This window comes from Streptococcus chosunensis, from assembly GCF_003626515.1.
GTDB lineage: Bacteria > Bacillota > Bacilli > Lactobacillales > Streptococcaceae > Streptococcus > Streptococcus chosunensis.
In genome coordinates this window covers 154,131-173,219 of sequence record NZ_RBCK01000003.1, presented here as the reverse complement: position 1 = coordinate 173,219, position 19,089 = coordinate 154,131, and the positions used below count along the sequence as shown (strand labels likewise).

General features: G+C 40.8%; 18 protein-coding genes. 5 read left to right on the top strand and 13 right to left on the bottom strand.

The features are described from left to right. Window positions 1–28: 28 nt before the first annotated feature. From comGG to pbp1b, 10 genes are all read right to left on the bottom strand, one after another. On the bottom strand, window positions 29–442 hold the full coding sequence (gene comGG / locus D7D54_RS08985) for a competence type IV pilus minor pilin ComGG (protein WP_031237782.1): 414 nt from the start codon (window positions 440–442) through the stop codon (window positions 29–31). Then, window positions 420–881, bottom strand: a complete 462-nt coding sequence (gene comGF / locus D7D54_RS08980; RefSeq protein WP_020902380.1) for a competence type IV pilus minor pilin ComGF — start codon at window positions 879–881, stop codon at window positions 420–422. The genes comGG and comGF overlap by 23 nt, the downstream gene beginning before the upstream one ends. Next, complete coding sequence (gene comGE, locus D7D54_RS08975) at window positions 844–1,146, bottom strand: competence type IV pilus minor pilin ComGE (protein WP_276202278.1); 303 nt, start codon at window positions 1,144–1,146, stop codon at window positions 844–846. Before comGE ends, comGF begins: the two co-directional genes overlap by 38 nt. Then, window positions 1,109–1,513, bottom strand: coding sequence for a competence type IV pilus minor pilin ComGD (gene comGD / locus D7D54_RS08970; protein WP_261117006.1), 405 nt, complete (start codon window positions 1,511–1,513; stop codon window positions 1,109–1,111). The genes comGE and comGD overlap by 38 nt, the downstream gene beginning before the upstream one ends. Continuing rightward, a complete protein-coding gene (comGC, locus tag D7D54_RS08965; protein ID WP_004257466.1) occupies window positions 1,506–1,832 on the bottom strand; it encodes a competence type IV pilus major pilin ComGC in 327 nt (108 codons plus the stop codon). Before comGC ends, comGD begins: the two co-directional genes overlap by 8 nt. 1 nt (window position 1,833) lies before the next feature. Then, on the bottom strand, window positions 1,834–2,850 hold the full coding sequence (gene comGB, locus D7D54_RS08960; protein WP_120719264.1) for a competence type IV pilus assembly protein ComGB: 1,017 nt from the start codon (window positions 2,848–2,850) through the stop codon (window positions 1,834–1,836). Then, window positions 2,798–3,739: a competence type IV pilus ATPase ComGA gene (gene comGA, locus D7D54_RS08955; RefSeq protein WP_020902375.1), complete on the bottom strand. Its 942-nt coding sequence runs from the start codon at window positions 3,737–3,739 to the stop codon at window positions 2,798–2,800. Before comGA ends, comGB begins: the two co-directional genes overlap by 53 nt. A gap of 77 nt (window positions 3,740–3,816) precedes the next feature. Beyond that, entirely contained in the window at window positions 3,817–4,182 is a 366-nt protein-coding gene (locus D7D54_RS08950) for a DUF1033 family protein (RefSeq protein ID WP_000286413.1), read from the bottom strand. 149 nt (window positions 4,183–4,331) lie between these two features. After that, the gene (locus tag D7D54_RS08945) at window positions 4,332–5,390 is read right to left on the bottom strand and encodes a zinc-dependent alcohol dehydrogenase family protein (protein WP_000649457.1); all 1,059 of its coding nucleotides are present in this window, start codon (window positions 5,388–5,390) and stop codon (window positions 4,332–4,334) included. Between the two features lie 470 nt (window positions 5,391–5,860). Next, window positions 5,861–8,314 (bottom strand): penicillin-binding protein PBP1B, encoded by a 2,454-nt coding sequence (gene pbp1b / locus D7D54_RS08940; RefSeq protein WP_120719263.1) that lies wholly within the window; start codon window positions 8,312–8,314, stop codon window positions 5,861–5,863. A gap of 140 nt (window positions 8,315–8,454) precedes the next feature. Here pbp1b and tyrS point away from each other — a divergent pair, with 140 nt between their 5' ends. Together tyrS and D7D54_RS08930 are read left to right on the top strand one after the other, a co-directional pair. Continuing rightward, window positions 8,455–9,711: a tyrosine--tRNA ligase gene (tyrS, locus tag D7D54_RS08935; protein WP_120719262.1), complete on the top strand. Its 1,257-nt coding sequence runs from the start codon at window positions 8,455–8,457 to the stop codon at window positions 9,709–9,711. 53 nt (window positions 9,712–9,764) lie between these two features. Then, window positions 9,765–10,613, top strand: a complete 849-nt coding sequence (locus tag D7D54_RS08930) for a methyltransferase domain-containing protein (RefSeq protein ID WP_120719261.1) — start codon at window positions 9,765–9,767, stop codon at window positions 10,611–10,613. A gap of 111 nt (window positions 10,614–10,724) precedes the next feature. Here D7D54_RS08930 and D7D54_RS09555 read toward each other — a convergent pair whose 3' ends face one another. From D7D54_RS09555 to malQ, 3 genes are all read right to left on the bottom strand, one after another. Then, window positions 10,725–10,931, bottom strand: coding sequence for a hypothetical protein (locus D7D54_RS09555; protein WP_120719260.1), 207 nt, complete (start codon window positions 10,929–10,931; stop codon window positions 10,725–10,727). 244 nt (window positions 10,932–11,175) lie between these two features. Further along, window positions 11,176–13,434: a glycogen/starch/alpha-glucan family phosphorylase gene (glgP, locus tag D7D54_RS08920; RefSeq protein WP_120719259.1), complete on the bottom strand. Its 2,259-nt coding sequence runs from the start codon at window positions 13,432–13,434 to the stop codon at window positions 11,176–11,178. Window positions 13,435–13,459: 25 nt separating this feature from the next. Next, window positions 13,460–14,977: a 4-alpha-glucanotransferase gene (gene malQ, locus D7D54_RS08915; RefSeq protein WP_120719258.1), complete on the bottom strand. Its 1,518-nt coding sequence runs from the start codon at window positions 14,975–14,977 to the stop codon at window positions 13,460–13,462. Window positions 14,978–15,455: 478 nt separating this feature from the next. Here malQ and D7D54_RS08910 point away from each other — a divergent pair, with 478 nt between their 5' ends. From D7D54_RS08910 to D7D54_RS08900, 3 genes are all read left to right on the top strand, one after another. Then, the gene (locus D7D54_RS08910) at window positions 15,456–16,727 is read left to right on the top strand and encodes an extracellular solute-binding protein (protein WP_004259122.1); all 1,272 of its coding nucleotides are present in this window, start codon (window positions 15,456–15,458) and stop codon (window positions 16,725–16,727) included. 110 nt (window positions 16,728–16,837) lie between these two features. After that, window positions 16,838–18,130: a carbohydrate ABC transporter permease gene (locus tag D7D54_RS08905; RefSeq protein ID WP_162496612.1), complete on the top strand. Its 1,293-nt coding sequence runs from the start codon at window positions 16,838–16,840 to the stop codon at window positions 18,128–18,130. A gap of 1 nt (window position 18,131) precedes the next feature. Beyond that, complete coding sequence (locus D7D54_RS08900) at window positions 18,132–18,974, top strand: sugar ABC transporter permease (protein WP_084891159.1); 843 nt, start codon at window positions 18,132–18,134, stop codon at window positions 18,972–18,974. Window positions 18,975–19,089: the final 115 nt, after the last annotated feature.

Genomic DNA, 19,089 nt, shown 5'->3' with positions numbered 1-19,089 from the left:
TTAGTTTAGCACAAAGTAGCTGAATTGACTAGGAATTCTCTTTCTTTTCAAGCTTCTCTTCTGATTTTTTCTTCTCCGCTTTTTCACTTGAATCAGTCACTAACTTTTCCTTTTTATCCGTTTTCTCTTCTTTTATTTTGACTGAAGGAAAGATGAACTCATATTGACTCTTAGGCGTACGAACCCTTGTCACCAAGCTTGTTTTCTTATTTTGATAGCTCACCTGACCCAGATTAAAGGACTGTTCCCCACTTTCTTGCTCAACCTTATCTTTCGTTCGTTTGGCCATAGCAAAAGCAACCAACTTTTCTTTATTCAAAGCATAGTCTTGATAGTGGGCGACCTGTCGGTTCAAGTAAAATTGTAACAAAAGACTAAAGATAGCTGCCATGGTGACTGCATAGAGGAGAACACCTGCCTTAACTTTCTTCTTTTTCCACACGATAGATGAACTCCCTTTCTAAGCCTTTTTGGAATTGGAAACGAAAACGCACCACTTGATTCTCCTCTGTAATCTGTGCGGATTTGAGCCCATAAACCATAGGCTGATAGCCTCGTCCACTGGCATCGGTTTTCCGAAAATCATCCGATTTTGACTTACCTATAGCGATATCCTTGCCATCCTGCTTCATATAGAGGCGATTGCCCTCCACTTTTTCGAACTGCGAACGGTCTAATTCTACCTCCAACTGGTCCACAAATAATAGCCACTCTTTTTGCTCACTTTGCTGCTGATAGCGAACTTCTGAAATGAGGAGCTGACTCATGGCTTGAAAGAGGAGCAAGCTTCCACTGATGACAATGAGAGCAATCAGGGATTCCAACAAGGTGAAAGCCTTGACCTTATGGCTCTTTGATTGCCAACAACTGTTCTGAACCATGGTAGACCTCCAATCCCTTTTCACTAGAAAACACCTGAATCTCAACTCCGTTGACGTTTACCTGATTTTGACCCGTCTGCAAGGCCATCTTAGCTACCCGCAAGACTTCTTCCTTTTGCAAGATTTTTGCTTCTTCTTGCCTATTTTTCTGAATTTGTCCCAAAAGGAGGGTCGCAATGCTGGCAAAGATAGCTAGAGCAACCACTGCTTCCAGTAAAATCACTGCCCTAATTTTTTGTTTCCTGAATGCGTTTAATTTTTCCATTTCCTAGATATAATTGATAACGAATCGCTCCTTTACTAGTCTGAAATTCAACCTTAGCCAGGGACGAATTGCCCCCAGCTCGGTCAAATGTAATACTTTGTCCCGATGGTGCCTGAATCCCTTTAGGAACTGTCAACTTTTGTCTGCCATTACTAATGGTCTGTCCGTCTATACTCAAACTTGTCTTTTGCTGACTAGCTACACTGCGTTTTTGAGTTTCCCGATAGAGTTCTTCAAACTCCATAAAGAAAATCTGCTCCTCTACCGCCGCAAAAGTAGACTGAACAGAGCCGGAAAAGCCCAAGGCAAGGATACTCACAAGTCCCAAAACTAAGAGACTTTCCAGCATGGTAAAAGCCTTAATCATTGACTGTACGATTTTTTCCTCCATTTTTTGTATAGTATTCATTATAGGCTTTAGCCTGCTCTTCTGTGATTCGCCCATCTGCTTGTAACTTGCTTAGGCTAGCCTCTTCATTTTTATCTAAGCTATAAAGTTCTGCCTGGCTTTCCACCACCTTCACAACAGCTGCTTTTCCTTTGTCGTTGACTGCTTCTTTTTGCTTGGTCAGATTAGGTACAAAGAGCAAGAGAAGCACGCTGATGATGAGCAAGACCACCAACATCTCCACAAGTGTAAAAGCCTTCACTTTCGCTTTTTTCAAGAATGTCATCATTTTTTTCATGTTAAAAATTTACCTCCATATTTTGATACATGGGCATGAGCATTGCCGCATAAAGTAAAACGATAATCAGTGCCACAAAGATAAAAACCAGTGGCTGCACCAAATTCATGGTGCGGTTAACTCGGGTAAAAAAGGCTTCCCAAGTTTTTTCAGCATAGATTTCCAACTCACTCCCCAGCTTGGACTTGACTTCACCATACTCGATAATAAGACTCAACTCTTTCTTAAAGAAAGGATAGGTTGCTATGGTTTGAGAAAATTCGCGACCATTTTGTAGGGCTTGAGCTAGATCTTGACCGATTTCTTTAAAGAGTTGGGAACCTTGTTCCTGCATCCTTTGAAAAATCTGCGTCAACTCCATCCCTTGAGAAATCATATTCCCCCATTCACGCGCATAATAAGCTGTCAAATAAGTCTGAACAAAGATTCCAAGGAAGGGAAGACGCGCTAAGATAGAAAAGACACGCATTTTGGAACTTCTTTTATAGAAAGTTAGTGCTAAAAGGGCAAGTATGGAAACAAACCCCACCATTCCTAGAAAGATTTGTGGCAGATTTCCAATGATTTGGGTGGCAATATTGCTACTATCCAGTTGTGGTAGTAGATAGTTCCGTAGCCCCAGCATAATTAAGAAAAGAAAACCCAGCAAAATCAAGGGATAGGTCGCTACTTCAATTAATTTTTTCTTGACCTTGGTCAGATTGTCCAGATACTCTTCTATCTTTCCTAAACTAAGGTGGAGATTCCCATGAACTTCAGCTAGGGATAACTGAGTGACAATGGCACTTGAAAAACCTAAACTAGCCATCATTTCTGAGAATGATTTGCCCTGAGACAAGCCCGTGCGCATCTGGGTCACGCACTGCTTGTCCAACAAGGCACTCCTATCTAAAAAGGAGATGGTCTCCACCAGATGAAAACCGCTGGAAAAGAGATTGTTAAATAGGGTGATGATATTTTTTTGTTTAGCTGTAGCTAATTTTTTCCGTTTCAGCCTGAAGACTTGTGATATGTCCATCTTTAAGAAGCTGGTCAACCTGTTCATTCCAGTTAGTTGGCTGGTGGTCTTGATAGTCTTTGCTTGCAAAGTCAACGATTCCTCCTCCCCCGATTAATCTCTGGTAGCAGACTCCTTGCAGAACGACTGCCAATTCCTCCTCACTCACACCCAACTCCAGCAAGCGCTCATAAACACCTCGGATACTCTTGGCATGAATGGTTGAAAAGACTGTCGCCCCTGTCAAACTGGCTCTGACCACTGCACGCGCCGTTTCGCTGTCTCGAATTTCTCCGATAATCAAGAGATCTGGTCGATGACGTAGGGAAAGTTTGATGAGATTTTCATAGGTTAGTCCGATCGCTTCATTCAACTGTAATTGGAGCATGTCGTCCTGCTTGATTTCTACAGGATCTTCGATGGACATGACTTGCTGTCCTTTAAAGAGGGACTTGGCCAATTCATGCATCAGGGTTGTCTTGCCACTTCCGACTGGACCAGCAAAGAGATAGAGACCACGTTGCCTGTACTGCTTGCCCAATTCATCAATATCCTGAAACCAAAAATGCAAATCCTGCTCCTCATCATGCAACAAGCGAATAACTAAACTCTCATGTCCTCGATAATCGCCTACAGTAGATAGACGTAGAGACGCCATCTTTTGGTCATATTCATAATCACAGGAACCAAGTTGACTACGTCGCTTTTCTCCAACATTCATACCCGCCACAAACTTAAAGTGACTGATGACAGCCGCAAACTTTTCAAAATCATAACAACCGATTTTACAGCGCTCATCTCCCACCCTCATATGAAGCTCATAGGCGTCTAACTTAGGAACAAAATAAATATCCTGCGCCCCTTTTTTCCGAGCCGAACGAATGATTTCTTGTGCAATTTCTTGAACCATACTTACCTCCTCACCTATACTATTCGCAAAGATTTGGGAAAAATAAAAAAAGCAACTCCAAAAAAGTTACTTTTTCTCTATTTTAATTTCATACGGCAAGAACGGTGCCTTTCCTTACCTGTTTGTTTTTCATAGCCTGGGCGTAGTTTTTCATCTGGAATAACCTGCTCATCCTGCAAAAGAGCCAAAGAATGGTATTGTTGTAAATACTCGTCACATTCATCACACCAGCGTTGGTCTTCTGGATCCCAAAAAATGGTCATCAAGTCACTTCTACTTTTATAAAGAGGAGATTCTTGTTCCAATCTAAACCAGCAAGTTTTGTAGTATTTGAGAGCATCATAATACTGGTCAAATTTTCTACTTGCTACAATATCTTCTTCCCAACCTTCTAAGAACCACCACGGTTCAAAATCTCCGTACATTTCTATAACACGATACATATTCATTCATTCCTTTGTACCGTATATTATAACCAATTCCGCCAGACAAGAAAAGAAATATGCTCATTTCTTAATTTCCAGATAAAAAATCCAGCCATCTTATGATGACTGAATTTCTATTTGCTTATGTTCCAAAATCTTGTTACTACCTAGGCTTCCGAGATATCGTTTTCGATAATGACCTTGATTGCATGGTGGTCTGCTGCCTTACTGAAGACTTCATAGGCTTTTTCAATTTCACTTAATTTGAAATAGTGAGTTACCAATTTTTCTGGTTCAATCTTATGACTTTCAAGAGCTTTCAACAATTGTGGAGTTGTATTTGTAGATACCAAACCAGTTGTTACATTGATGTTGCGAATCCAAAGTTTGTCCAAATCGAATTCAACTGGTTTACCATGTACTCCACAGTTAGCAACTGTTCCGTCTATACCGATAATCTTTTGACAGAAATCAAATGTTGCAGGAATACCGACAGCTTCGATAGCGACATCCACACCACGACCATCTGTCAAATCATAAATTTCTTTAATGGCTTTTTCAGGGTCTGAAGAATTAACTTTATGAGTCGCACCAAATGATAGGGCAGTTTCCAAGCGGTTATCGTCTAAGTCCACCATAATCAATTTGGCTGGTGAGTAAAACTGAGCTGTCAAGAGAGCAGCCAATCCAACAGGTCCTGAACCAATAATGGCTACACTACAACCAGGTTCTACTTTCCCTTTCAAGACACCAATTTCATACCCAGTAGGCAAAATGTCTGATAACATAACCAAGGCTTCATCTGACAAGTCTTCTGGAGTATGGTAAAGAGTATTATCTGCATGAGGGACACGTAGATATTCAGCCTGCATACCATCAATTAAGTGACCGAAAATCCAGCCCCCTTCGTCTTCACAATGGGCATAAATTCCTTTTTTACAGTAGTAGCATTTACCACAGGCACAGACACAAGAAATCAAGACCTTGTCGCCTTTTTTGAAGTTCGAAACTCCTTCTCCAACTTCTTCAACAATCCCAATCCCTTCGTGACCAAGAATGGTACCACTTTGGCAAGCGGGAACATCCCCTTTGATAATATGGAGGTCTGTTCCACAAATAGTGGTTTTTACGATACGCACAATAGCGTCTGTTGGCTTGCGAATCACTGGTTTGTCAACGTCAACAAAAGAAGCAAGTCCTGGTTTAACATAAGTATAGGCTTTCATAAAGCATTCCTCCGTTTTTTTATTTGTACTATTTACAATATAATTGTAAGCCTTTTCATTTGTTTATTCAAGTATTTTTGTGATTTTTTTAACTTTTTTATTTACCGGTAAAGTAATATAGATAAAAAAGCAGAAGCTAGTCTGCTTTCATCCTTAACAAAGAGAAATTTCACTACTCCAGAAGAACTTTCGATTAACATAAAACGACTAAACAAAAATGATATTACTGATAAATGGAGAATATTCTTCTATATCATTAATAAACTAGGACGTCAAAAACAATAGAATTTTCAGGGAATTTCTATTCTAAAATCACGAATAATCTCTGCAATATTATCTAGATTGCAATATATATTAGACATTTTACTAACAATTTTTATAATAGCTTTTATCTTTAAGAGCACAATAACGGCCTTGCTTCTCTCTTAACGAGATTCAAGACCGTTATATAATATTTTTATTTTATAGCTCTATCTTCTGCTATTTGATTGTGTAGATGATGAACTTGATGTACTGCTGCTTGAAGTATCACTTGAGCTTGGTGTAGATGAGAAACTACCAATAATACTTGACCAAGCATTTTGGTAATCTGCTTCGCTTCCTCCAATAGCAAAGTGATAGCTTGTCGTTGGAGCTCCCGCCTTGTTAGCCCAATAGCTCGTTACAGTAGAACCTGAAAGATCCACTGTTCTTCCATTAACAGATACTTTGCCAGGCTTCTGCCCTGTAGATCTGAGGACCTGAGACTGGGTCACACTAGAATCAAGATTAAAGCGTTCATTGCCCCAAACACCAGGCTCAGCCTGTTGGATAGCATTGACCAAGTGGGCCATATATTTGGCATTTCGATAATGCCCAGCTCCCGTAGCCATTGGGCGGTTGTCATCGTGACCTAGCCAACCACCTAGAGTCAATCTTGGTGTCGAAAGCATGAGCCACATATTTTCATCTTCATTGGTTGTACCAGTCTTACCAATCCAGTCTGCACGAGCTAAGCTTGAATTGATAGAAGCCAAATCCATTTGGAAACTTGAAGTGATCCGAGATGAAATCACCTCACGAAGCAAACTCTGCATAATCGTTGCTGTTGCCTTCGAATACACTTGAACTGGTTTGTCTTGGAATTCATAGATTACTCTACCGTCAGGTGCTTCAATCTTAGAAATCACATGTTTCTGATGGTAGACACCTTTATTAGCAATTGTTTGATAACCATTGGTATGCTGGGCAACCGTGACTTCAATCCCACCACCCATAGGCAGGCTTTCGATACCGTACTCTGGAATCTCGTAACCCATTTTTTCCATATAGCTCTTAACATCGACACCTTTTTCACGAAGCATGCGATAAGTCCAATAGGCTGGAATATTCCATGAATAGTTTAAAGCATCACCCAAATTGACCATATCTGTGCCTTTACTACTACCATGCACAATCGGACTGCCATTTGCAAAATTTGTAGGATAATTTGACAATATGCTAGCACTTCCCATCAAACCTTGGTCAATGGCAATTCCGTAGGCCAGCAAAGGCTTGGTTGTAGAGGCTGGCGAACGCTTGGTATCAAAGGCGTGATTGTTTTGGTTAGTCTGGTAATTACGACCACCAACAAAGCCTAGAACAGCCCCCGTTTTATTGTCCATCAAAACATTCCCTACTTCAGGCTGCCCAGTCGAATCATCTACCAAATAACCATAGTTAGCAACTGCATTTTGCATGGCCGCATGGATTTTTTTATTGATCGTTGTAGTGATTTTGTAGCCGCCATTACTTAGTTCCTGCTCAGCTCTCTCATGATAAGCCTTTCGAATCGCTTCATTTTTCAACTCTTGGTTAGAGACATTGTCCTGTCGAACTAAATAATCATACATACGGTCTGTCGCTTCAGCCATAGCTGTAAAGTAGAGATAATCCCTCGAAACAACATTGACAGTTCCTGATGGCAAGAAGTCTTGTTTGAGATTATAATCCTTGTACTGATCGTATTCTTCCTGAGTCAGAGCACCCGTACGGTACATGTTGTAGAGAACATCCTTGGCCCGCTTCAAACCAAGTTCTAAGTCTTCATCACTCTTTAACTCTCCAGTATTTTCATAAGGAGAATAAGTAATCGGACTCTGTGGCAAACCTGCTAGGAAGGCAGCTTGGGGAATACTCAACTTTTTGGCATCGATACCAAAAATCCCTTCAGCAGCTTGCTGGGCACCTGCAATATTCTGCCCTTTATGATTTCGACCAAAGGGAGCAACATTGAGATAAGTCGTCAAGATTTCATCCTTACTCATGCTACGTTCCAAGGCAAGGGCATCAACAATTTCTGTAGCCTTACGAGCCAAAGTCGGAGCATCTCCGACCACTTGTTGCTTGATTAACTGTTGGGTCAAGGTCGAGCCCCCGCTAGATGAGCCCAAACCTGCAAAAGTTCCCAAAGTCGCCCGAATCACAGCTTTTGGCACAACCCCGTTATGTTCAAGAAAATGTTCATCCTCAGTAGCAACGATAGCCTTTTTGAGATTGTCCGATATTTCCTCAGATGAAACAGAAGTTCGCAGTAGGTCGCTCTCGATAGAAGCAATGACACTCCCATCTGCATAAACAATTTCTGAGATGGAAGAAATATTTTTAACCTGCTTAACCAAGTCCTCCGATTGGGGAACCTTGGCCTTGTCAAACAAAGCAACTCCATAACCAAGAGCTACACCAGCACCAAAAAGCCCACCGATAAAGCCTAGAATAAAGAGAGTATTCAAAATTCCCTTAATAGCAACTAAAATGCTACCTAGGATAGCCAGAACTTTCCCACCTGTCCCATCCGACTTTTTCACTTCTGAGACTTTCTCTGATTTTCTATGATTTATTTTTGATTTTACTCGCTGGAAAAATTCCAGCATTTTTCGTTTTAATTCATTTAATTGATTTTGCATGGATTTCCTCACTCTATCTATTATACCATAAAAGGTAAACTTTCAATAAAATAGCTACTTTCTTCCCTATTCTACTAGGCTATTGCTCAAGTTTGTGATACAATAGGTAGAAACAATATTTTATAAAGGAGAAAAGACACATGCACATTTTTGATGAGCTAAAAGAGCGTGGTTTGATTTTTCAAACGACTGATGAAGAAGCTTTGCGTAAAGCCCTAGAAGAAGGTCAAGTTTCTTATTATACTGGCTATGATCCAACTGCTGACAGCCTTCACCTAGGCCACCTTGTCGCAATCTTGACAAGTCGTCGCTTGCAGCTAGCAGGTCACAAACCTTATGCGCTTGTTGGCGGTGCTACAGGTCTCATCGGAGATCCGTCCTTCAAAGATGCTGAACGTAGTCTCCAAACAAAAGACACAGTAGATGGCTGGGTCAAGTCTATCCAAGGACAACTTTCTCGTTTTCTTAACTTTGAAAATGGCGAAAACAAGGCTGTCATGGTCAACAACTACGACTGGTTTGGCAGCATCAGCTTCATTGACTTCCTCCGTGATATCGGAAAATACTTCACTGTCAACTACATGATGAGCAAAGAGTCTGTTAAAAAACGGATTGAAACAGGAATTTCATACACTGAGTTTGCCTACCAAATCATGCAAGGTTACGACTTCTTCGTTCTTAACCAAGACCATAACGTAACGCTTCAAATCGGTGGTTCTGACCAGTGGGGAAATATGACAGCTGGTACTGAATTGCTTCGTCGTAAGGCTGACAAGACTGGCCACGTAATCACTGTTCCATTGATCACAGATGCAACTGGTAAGAAATTTGGTAAATCAGAAGGAAACGCCGTCTGGCTCAATCCTGAAAAGACTTCTCCATACGAAATGTACCAATTCTGGATGAACGTTATGGACGCTGACGCTGTTCGCTTCTTGAAAATCTTTACTTTCTTGTCACTTGATGAGATTGAAGACATCCGCAAACAGTTTGAAGCAGCTCCACACGAACGCTTGGCTCAAAAAGTCTTGGCTCGTGAAGTCGTAACACTTGTTCACGGTGAAGAAGCTTACAAAGAAGCCCTCAACATCACTGAGCAACTCTTTGCAGGAAACATTAAGAACCTTTCTGTCAAAGAACTCAAACAAGGACTTCGTGGAGTACCAAACTACCAAGTACAAGCAGACGAAAACCACAATATCGTGGAACTCCTCGTGGCATCTGGTGTGGTTAACTCAAAACGCCAAGCCCGTGAAGACGTCCAAAACGGAGCTATCTACGTCAACGGTAACCGCATCCAAGACCTTGACTATATCTTGAGTGACGCTGATAAGTTAGAGAACGAACTGACTGTTATCCGTCGCGGGAAGAAGAAATATTTCGTTCTTACATATTAAAAAGAAGACTGGGGGCATTTGCCATCCAGTCCTTTTTTTGCTAGACTTAAACTATGAATACAAATCTCAAACCCAAACTTCAGCGTTTTGCTTCTGCGACTGCCTTTGCCTGTTCGATCTGTCAAGAAAATCTGACTCTTCTAGAGACTAGTCTCAAGTGCTGCAACCGTCATTCTTTTGACCTGGCAAAATTTGGCTATGTCAATCTGGCACCTCAAATCAAGCAATCTGCTAACTACGACAAGGAAAACTTTCAAAACCGCCAACAAATCCTAGAAGCTGGCTTTTATCAGGCTATCTTAGAGGCTGTATCTGACTTGCTAGCCAGTTCAGAAACTAGCACCACAGTCTTAGATATCGGTTGTGGCGAAGGTTTCTATTCTCGCAAACTCCAAGAAAGTCATCCTGACAAAACCTTCTATGCCTTTGATATTTCCAAAGATTCCGTCCAAATCGCTGCCAAGAGCGAACCCAACTGGGCAGTCAATTGGTTCGTTGGTGACTTAGCTCGTCTTCCTATAAAAGACGCTAGCATGGATATCCTGCTTGATATCTTCTCACCTGCCAACTATGGAGAATTTCGTCGCGTTTTATCCAAAGACGGCATCTTGATAAAGGTTATCCCAACGGAAAATCACCTCACAGAAATTCGTCAGAAGGTACAAGACCAGCTGACAAACAAGGATTATTCTAATCAAGATATCAAGGAGCATTTCCAGGAACACTTTACCATCCTATCTAGTCAAACTGCCTCTCTGACTAAAACTATCACAGCAGATCAGCTCCAAGCCCTACTCAGCATGACGCCCCTACTCTTTCACATCGACCAGAGCAAGATTGACTGGAGTCAACTGACAGAGATTACCATTGAAGCTGAGATTCTGGTTGGGAAAGTACTGTAATTGGCACATAAAAAGAAACCGCATTTCAAGAAGATATGCGGTTTTAAATTGCAATTTTTAAACTATCTATCCGAAAAATTTAGGAAATTTACCAATTCTAAGTTCTAATCTTTATTTTCGATTCGAAATAAAAAACTTATCAATAAATAGCAAGTGAAATAAGGCAAGTGTAATTCCAAATAAGCACCCATGATAAGAGATTTCTTGATGAGTAAGCGGAAAAAGAGTATCATTACCCATCAAGAGGCATGTTAAAATAACAAATAGAATCCAAAATAAATCTGTCCATTTATATTTTAAAAAATATTTTTTCCACATAAGAACACCTTCTTTCCTATAATCATATTATAATACTTTGTGTAAGCGGATGCAAGGAATTTGAGGTGATTTTTAAGTAGATTTCGAAGCTGAAAGACAGTAAAAACCAGCATTTCTAGGCCTTCACTGCATCTAGAATTTCTCTATTTTTAGACAAAATTGACCCAAATCCACAGCATTCAAAAAAGCGAATTTCGATTGAAATTCGCTTTATAGGAAAGTGTATTAGTATAAATCTTGTAACTTAGTTCAAGTGCCAGATATCTTCGTTGTACTGAGCGATTGTACGGTCAGATGAGAAGAATCCTGCTTTAGAAATGTTAACGATAACTTTATCCAACCATGCGTCACGGTCTTCGTAGTCAGCCAACATTTGCTCTTTGACTTTGATGTAATCTTCTAAGTCAAGAAGAGTCATGAACCAGTCTTTGTTGATCAATTCATTGTAAAGACGTTCCAAGCGCTCTTTGTTTCCAGCTGCAAGAACTGCATCGCTAACGATGAAGTCAACCAATGGTTTGATAGCTTCACGAGCGTAGAATTCGCTTGATTTGTATGCTGCTTTTTCGTAAAGGTCGATAACAGTTTCTGAATCTTCACCAAAGATGTAGATATTTTCGTCTCCAACCAACTCAGCGATTTCCACGTTAGCACCGTCCATAGTACCAAGAGTCAAAGCTCCGTTCAACATGAATTTCATGTTACCAGTACCTGAAGCTTCTTTAGAAGCAAGTGAGATTTGTTCTGAGATATCACATGCTGGGATAAGGAAGCTTGCTGCAGTAACGTTGTAGTTTTCAACCATAACTACTTGCAAGTGTGGAGCTACTGCTGGATCGTTAGCAATAACTTCTGACATGCAAAGGATCAAGTGGATGATGTCTTGAGCGATTGTGTAGGCTGGAGCTGCTTTACCACCAAAGAAGATTGTGATTGGGCGAGCAGGGATGTTACCAGCTTTGATGTCAAGGTATTTGTGGATGACGTACAAAGCGTTCATTTGTTGGCGTTTGTACTCGTGAAGACGTTTGATTTGGATATCAAAGATAGAGTTTGTATTGATTTCCACACCTTGGTGTTCTTTCAAGTGACGAGCCAATTTACGTTTGTTGTGAGCTTTGATGCTTTCCAATTTTTCTTTGACAGCTGCTTTGTCTTCATAAGACAAGAGTTTTTCAAGCTCATCTGCTTCATGGTGCCAACCTTCTCCAATAATCTCATCCAAGTAGTGTGATAGTCTTGGGTTAGCATGCATGAGCCAACGACGGAAAGTGATACCGTTTGTTTTGTTGTTGAATTTTTCTGGGTAAAGGTCGTAGAAGGCTTTCAACTCAGAGTTCTTCAAGATTTCAGTGTGGAGTGCTGCTACCCCGTTTACACTGTATCCATAGTGGATATCCATATGAGCCATGTGAACACGTCCGCTCTCATCGATGATTTGAACAGCTGGATCTTTGTATTCTACTTTCACGCGACGGTCCAATTCTTCGATGATTGGAACCAAGTGAGGAACCACTTCTTGCAAGAATTCAAGAGGCCATTTTTCAAGGGCTTCAGCAAGGATTGTGTGGTTAGTGTAGGCAGTCATGCTACGAACGATTGAGATTGCTTCGTCAAGTTCGATACCACGAGCAGTCAAAAGACGGATCAATTCAGGAATAACCATTGATGGGTGAGTATCGTTGATTTGGACAACTGCGTAGTCAGCAAGGTCATGCAAGTTGCTTCCTTTTTCGATTGCTTCTTCGATGATCAATTGCGCACCGTTTGAAACCATGAAGTATTGTTGGAAGATACGGAGCAATTCACCTTGACGGTCACTATCATCTGGGTAAAGGAAAAGAGTCAAGTTGCGAGCGATGTCTGTCTTGTCAAAGTTGATACCGTCTTTAATGATAGAAGAATCAACAGAATCCAAGTCAAACAAACGCAAGCGGTTCTTCGTTTCTGTCTTGTAACCAGGTACATCGATATCGTAAAGAGTTGATGTCAATGTGAAGTGAGCAAATGGTACTTGGTAGCTGCGGCTTGAGCGAACCAACCAGTTTTGCTCTGTCAACCATGCATTTGGAATTGTTTCTTGTTGGTTGTTTTTAAGAACTTGTTGGAATAGACCAAAGTGGTAGTTAAGACCAACACCGTCACCATTCAAACCAAGAGTAGCAATTGAGTCGATAAAGCAGGCAGCCAAACGTCCCAAACCACCATTACCAAGAGATGGCTCCAATTCAACTTCTTCAACTTCAATCAAGTCTTTACCTGCAGCTGCAAGTTCTTTTTTAACATCGTCGTAAAGACCAAGGTTGATCAAATTGTTTGACAAGAGTTTACCAATCAAGAACTCAGCTGAGATGTAGTAAACTTTTTTCTTACCAGTGTTAACTGGTTTTTTGCTACTTGCAAGCTTGCTGTAGTTAAGAAGAGCAAGGTAAAGCTCTTCATTGCTACATTCTGCAATGGTTTTATTGTAACGATTTTGTACAAATTCTTGTAGTGATAACATGTTTAAGGTGTCTCCTGATATTGTATTATTTCTTTAATTCTACCAAATTCTCATTGATTCGGCGATAAATTGTTGTCAAGTCAAGCAAGCCTTCCTCGACAGCTGGTGTCAATTGATTTTCAGTCATACGCCAAGACCAGTTTCCACCAAGGGTAGATGGGAAGTTCATACGAGCTGCCTCATCCAATTCTAGCAAATCTTGCATAGTTGCAATTGCCATGAAGCTAACTGATGAAAAGACTGTACGAAGCATAGCATGTGGCACTGTTTCGTATTCTTTACGGTTAGTGTAGCGAGCCATGTATTCACGAGTCGCATCATCGATCTCGTTACGGTACCAACCAAGGACCGTGTTGTTATCGTGTGTTCCTGTGTACATAACTGAGTTAGCAGGTGCCAAGTGTGGGCTATCGATGCTTTCATCTTCTGGGTTGAAAGCAAATTGAAGAATCTTCATTCCTGGGAAGCCAGTACGTTCACGCAATTCGATAACTTCGTCTGTCATGAAGCCAAGGTCTTCTGCGATGATGTTTAGCTCACCAAGCTCTTCCTTAACGGCTGCAAAAAGCTTGTAGCCAGGACCTTTCACCCACTCACCAGGTGCTGCTGTATCAGAACCAGCAGGGATTTCCCAGTAAGATTCGAAACCACGGAAGTGGTCGATACGAACGATGTCGTAGATTTTGAAGCTTTCACGCAAGCGCTCAATCCACCATTTGTAGCCATCTTTGTCCATTGCTTGCCAGTCATAGATTGGGTTACCCCAAAGCTGACCAGTTGCAGAAAATTCATCTGGTGGGCATCCTGCGATGCAAGTAGCCTTACCATTGACATCTGTCTTGAAGAGATGTGGATTTGCCCACATATCGCTTGAATCTTCCGCTACGTAGATTGGCATGTCCCCAACGATTTCGATGTGGTTGTCGTTAGCGTAAGCTTTCAATTTCAACCATTGTTGGAAGAAGAAGTATTGAGTCACACGGTGGTAAACCAACTTGTCTGCCAATTGCTCACGGTAGCTTTCAAGTGCTGTAGCTTTACGAGCGCGAGCATCTGCATCTGGCCATTCAGTCCAAGCAAGATTGTCAAAATGCTCTTTGATAGCCATATACTCTGCAAAGAGTTCAAGCCATGATTGGTTGTCTTGAGCAAATTTCTCAAAGTCTTTAACATCTCCTACTTCCAAGAAACGTTTTACCGCTTTTTCTAAAAGAGGACGACGTGCATAGTAGATTTTCGCATAATCAACTTCAGACGCATCACTACCAAAGTCAACCCCTTCAAGGTCACTTGCTTGCAACAAGCCTTGTTCCACCAAGATATCTAAATCGATAAAATGAGTGTTCCCTGCGAAGGCTGAGAAAGATTGGTAAGGAGAGTCTCCGTAACTAGTTGTTCCTAGTGGAAGGATTTGCCAGTAACGTTGTTTTGTGCGAACCAAGAAATCAACGAAGTCGTAAGCACTTTTACCAAATGATCCGATTCCGTATGCTCCTGGAAGAGAAGAAATGTGCATCAACACACCACTTTGACGTTTTTTCATAATAAGCACCTCATGTGTTTATAGTTAGATATTACATTTTTATGAACGCAAACGTTTGCGCTATTACTAGTATAGCTCATTTTCTTGATAAATGCAAGCGGTTTTAGATAACTTTTTTGATTATTTTTTTAAAATTTTTTCTTCTTACTCGTATATATATTCTTTCAGGAAACAAACAAAATAGGAATACGGGTTTCACTTATCTCATTAAGCAAAAATAAAGTGAGAATCCTCCCTGCTTTCCATTTGTAAATTAGGCAATCGTTTTCTCAACTTTTTTTAAATTTAAAACAAAACCGATTTTTGGGATTTTCTACTATTGTATGACGATGAAGCGTTTACTTTTTTCACAATTTTTTTAAAAATTTTTACAAAAAACACTTGCAACCGCTTTCCGATTGTGCTATACTAATCCCATAAAGGAAAACGTTTGCGTTTCCTCATTATAAAATTTGTTATTCTTTAGGAGGAATACACTATGTCATCTAAATTCATGAAGAGCGCTGCTGTGCTTGGAACTGTTACACTTGCTAGCTTGCTTTTGGTAGCTTGCGGAAGCAAAACTGCTGATAAACCTGCTGATTCTGGTTCATCCGAAGCGAAAGAACTCACTTTCTACGTTGAAGACCAATATAAAGCCTTTGCTGAATCAGCTGCAAAAGCTTACGAAAAAGAAGCTGGCGTAAAAGTGACTATCAAAACCGGAGACCAAATGGGTGGTCTTGACAAACTTTCTCTTGACAACCAATCAGGTCAAGCTGCTGACGTTATGATGGCTCCATACGACCGTGTAGGTAGCCTTGGTACTGACGGACAACTCTCAGAAGTGAAATTGAGCGACGGTGCTAAAACAGATGATAAAACTAAATCTCTTGTGACAGCTGCTGATGGTAAAGTTTACGGTGCTCCTGCTGTTATCGAGTCACTTGTTATGTACTACAACAAAGACTTGGTAAAAGAAGCTCCAAAAACTTTTGCTGACTTAGAAAACCTTGCTAAAGATAGCAAATATGCCTTCGCTGGAGAAGATGGAAAAACTTCTGCTTTCCTAGCTGACTGGACAAACTTCTACTATGCATATGGACTTCTTGCTGGTAACGGTGCTTACGTATTCGGACAAAACGGTAAAGACGCTAAAGATATCGGTCTTGCAAACGACGGTTCTATCGCAGGTATCAACTACGCTAAATCTTGGTATGAAAAATGGCCTAAAGGTATGCAAGATACTGAAGGTGCTGGCAACTTAATCCAAACTCAATTCCAAGAAGGTAAAACAGCTGCTATCATCGACGGACCTTGGAAAGCTCAAGCCTTTAAAGATGCTAAAGTAAACTACGGTGTTGCAACTATCCCAACTCTTCCAAATGGAAAAGAATATGCTGCATTCGGTGGTGGTAAAGCTTGGATTATCCCATCAAGCACTAAGAACCTTGAAGGCGCTCAAAAATTTGTAGACTTCCTTGTTTCAACTGAAGAACAAAAAGCCTTCTACGATACAACTAACGAAATCCCAGCTAACACTGAAGCTCGTACATATGCTGAAGGTAAAAATGATGAGTTGACAACAGCTGTTATCAAACAGTTCAAGAACGCTCAACCAATGCCAAATATCTCTCAAATGTCTGCAGTTTGGGATCCAGCGAAAACTATGCTCTTTGATGCTGTAAGTGGTAAGAAAGATGCGAAAACAGCTGCTAACGACGCTGTAACATTGATCAAAGAAACAATCAAACAAAAATTTGGTGAATAAAAAAATTTGTTCAAGGGGGGTGGAATTCAAATCCCCCTTTGAATTTATCAATAGAAACATAAATAGTTTAGGTTTTATCTAAAAACCAGTATTCTATGAAAGGAGTTATTATGGAAAAGCAACAACCTAGTAAAGCAGCCCTGCTGTCTATCATTCCTGGGTTAGGACAGATTTACAATAAACAAAAAGCAAAAGGTTTTATCTTCCTTGGTGTAACCCTTGTATTTGTCCTCTACTTCCTAGCACTTGCAGCCCCTGAATTGAGCAATCTTATCACTCTTGGTGACAAACCAGGTCGTGATAATTCCCTCTTTATGCTGATTCGTGGTGCCTTCCATTTAATCTTTGTAGTCGTTTATGTACTCTTTTATTTCGCAAATATCAAGGATGCACATACAACTGCTAAACACATTAACAATGGCATACCAGTAGCTCTTACTTTTAAAGAAATGGTCAAAGGAATCTATGAAAATGGCTTCCCTTACCTCTTGATCATTCCATCTTATGTTGCCATGACTTTTGCGATTATCTTCCCAGTTATCGTAACCTTGATGATTGCCTTTACCAACTATGACTTCCAACACTTGCCACCAAACAAATTGTTGGACTGGGTTGGTTTGACCAACTTTACGAACATCTGGAGCTTGAGTACTTTCCGTTCTGCCTTTGGTGCCGTCCTTTCTTGGACTATCATTTGGGCTTTATCTGCCTCAACTTTACAGATCGTGATTGGTATCTTCACAGCTATCATTGCTAACCAACCATTTATCAAAGGAAAACGTATCTTTGGTGTTATTTTCCTTCTTCCTTGGGCTGTTCCAGCCTTCATCACTATCTTGACATTCTCAAACATGTTTAACGATAGTGTTGGTGCTATCAACACTCAAGTATTGCCAATCTTGGCTAAATTCCTTCCTTTCCTTGATGGTGCTCTTATTCCTTGGAAAACAGACCCAACTTGGACTAAGATTGCCTTGATTATGATGCAAGGTTGGCTTGGATTCCCATACATCTACGTTTTGACTTTGGGTATCTTGCAATCTATTCCTAACGACCTTTACGAAGCAGCTTATATTGACGGTGCTAATGCTTGGCAAAAATTCCGCAACATCACTTTCCCAATGATTTTAGCTGTTGCAGCTCCAACATTGATCAGCCAATATACCTTCAACTTTAACAACTTCTCTATCATGTACCTCTTCAACGCTGGAGGACCTGGTAGTGTCGGTGGTGGAGCTGGTTCAACCGATATCTTGATCTCATGGATCTACCGTTTGACAACAGGTACATCTCCTCAATACTCAATGGCGGCAGCTGTTACCTTGATTATCTCTATCATTGTCATCTCAATCTCTATGATCGCATTCAAGAAACTACACGCATTTGATATGGAGGACGTCTAAGATGAATAACTCAATCAAACTCAAACGTAGACTGACTCAAACCCTTACTTACCTTTACCTGATTGGTCTATCAATTGTGATTATCTATCCACTGTTGATTACCATTATGTCAGCCTTCAAGACTGGTAACGTAGTAGCCTTTAAACTAGACAGCAACGTCGACTTTAGTTTTGCTAACTTCCAAGGACTCTTCTCTGAAACCTTGTACGGTACTTGGTACCTCAACACTTTGATTATCGCCTTGATTACTATGGCTGTTCAAACAAGTATCATCGTACTTGCTGGTTATGCCTACAGCCGTTACAACTTCTTGGCTCGTAAACAAAGTTTGGTTTTCTTCTTGATTATCCAAATGGTGCCAACCATGGCCGCTTTGACAGCCTTCTTCGTTATGGCGCTTATGTTGAACGCCCTTAACCACAGCTGGTTCCTCATCTTCCTATACGTTGGTGGAGGTATCCCGATGAATGCTTGGCTCATGAAAGGCTACTTCGATACAGTGCCAATGTCTCTAGACGAATCTGCAAAACTAGACGGTGCAGGACACTTCCGCCGCTTCTGGCAAATTGTTCTTCCACTTGTTCGCCCAATGGTTGCCGTACAAGCTCTCTGGGCCTTCATGGGACCTTTCGGGGACTACATCCTCTCTAGTTTCTTGCTTCGTGAGAAAGAATACTTTACTGTTGCCGTAGGTCTCCAAACTTTCGTCAACAATGCGAAAAACATGAAGATTGCCTACTTCTCAGCAGGTGCTATCCTCATCGCTCTTCCAATCTGTATTCTCTTCTTCTTCCTACAAAAGAACTTTGTTTCAGGACTTACAAGTGGTGGCGACAAGGGATAATATATCCCCGCCACCCTTTTTCATTTTGAAGCTTGTGACTATAAAACTATCCTTGCAACAAGCAATTTTTCTCCTAGACTTGAAATAAAGCGCATTTCTCTATATAATAATACTC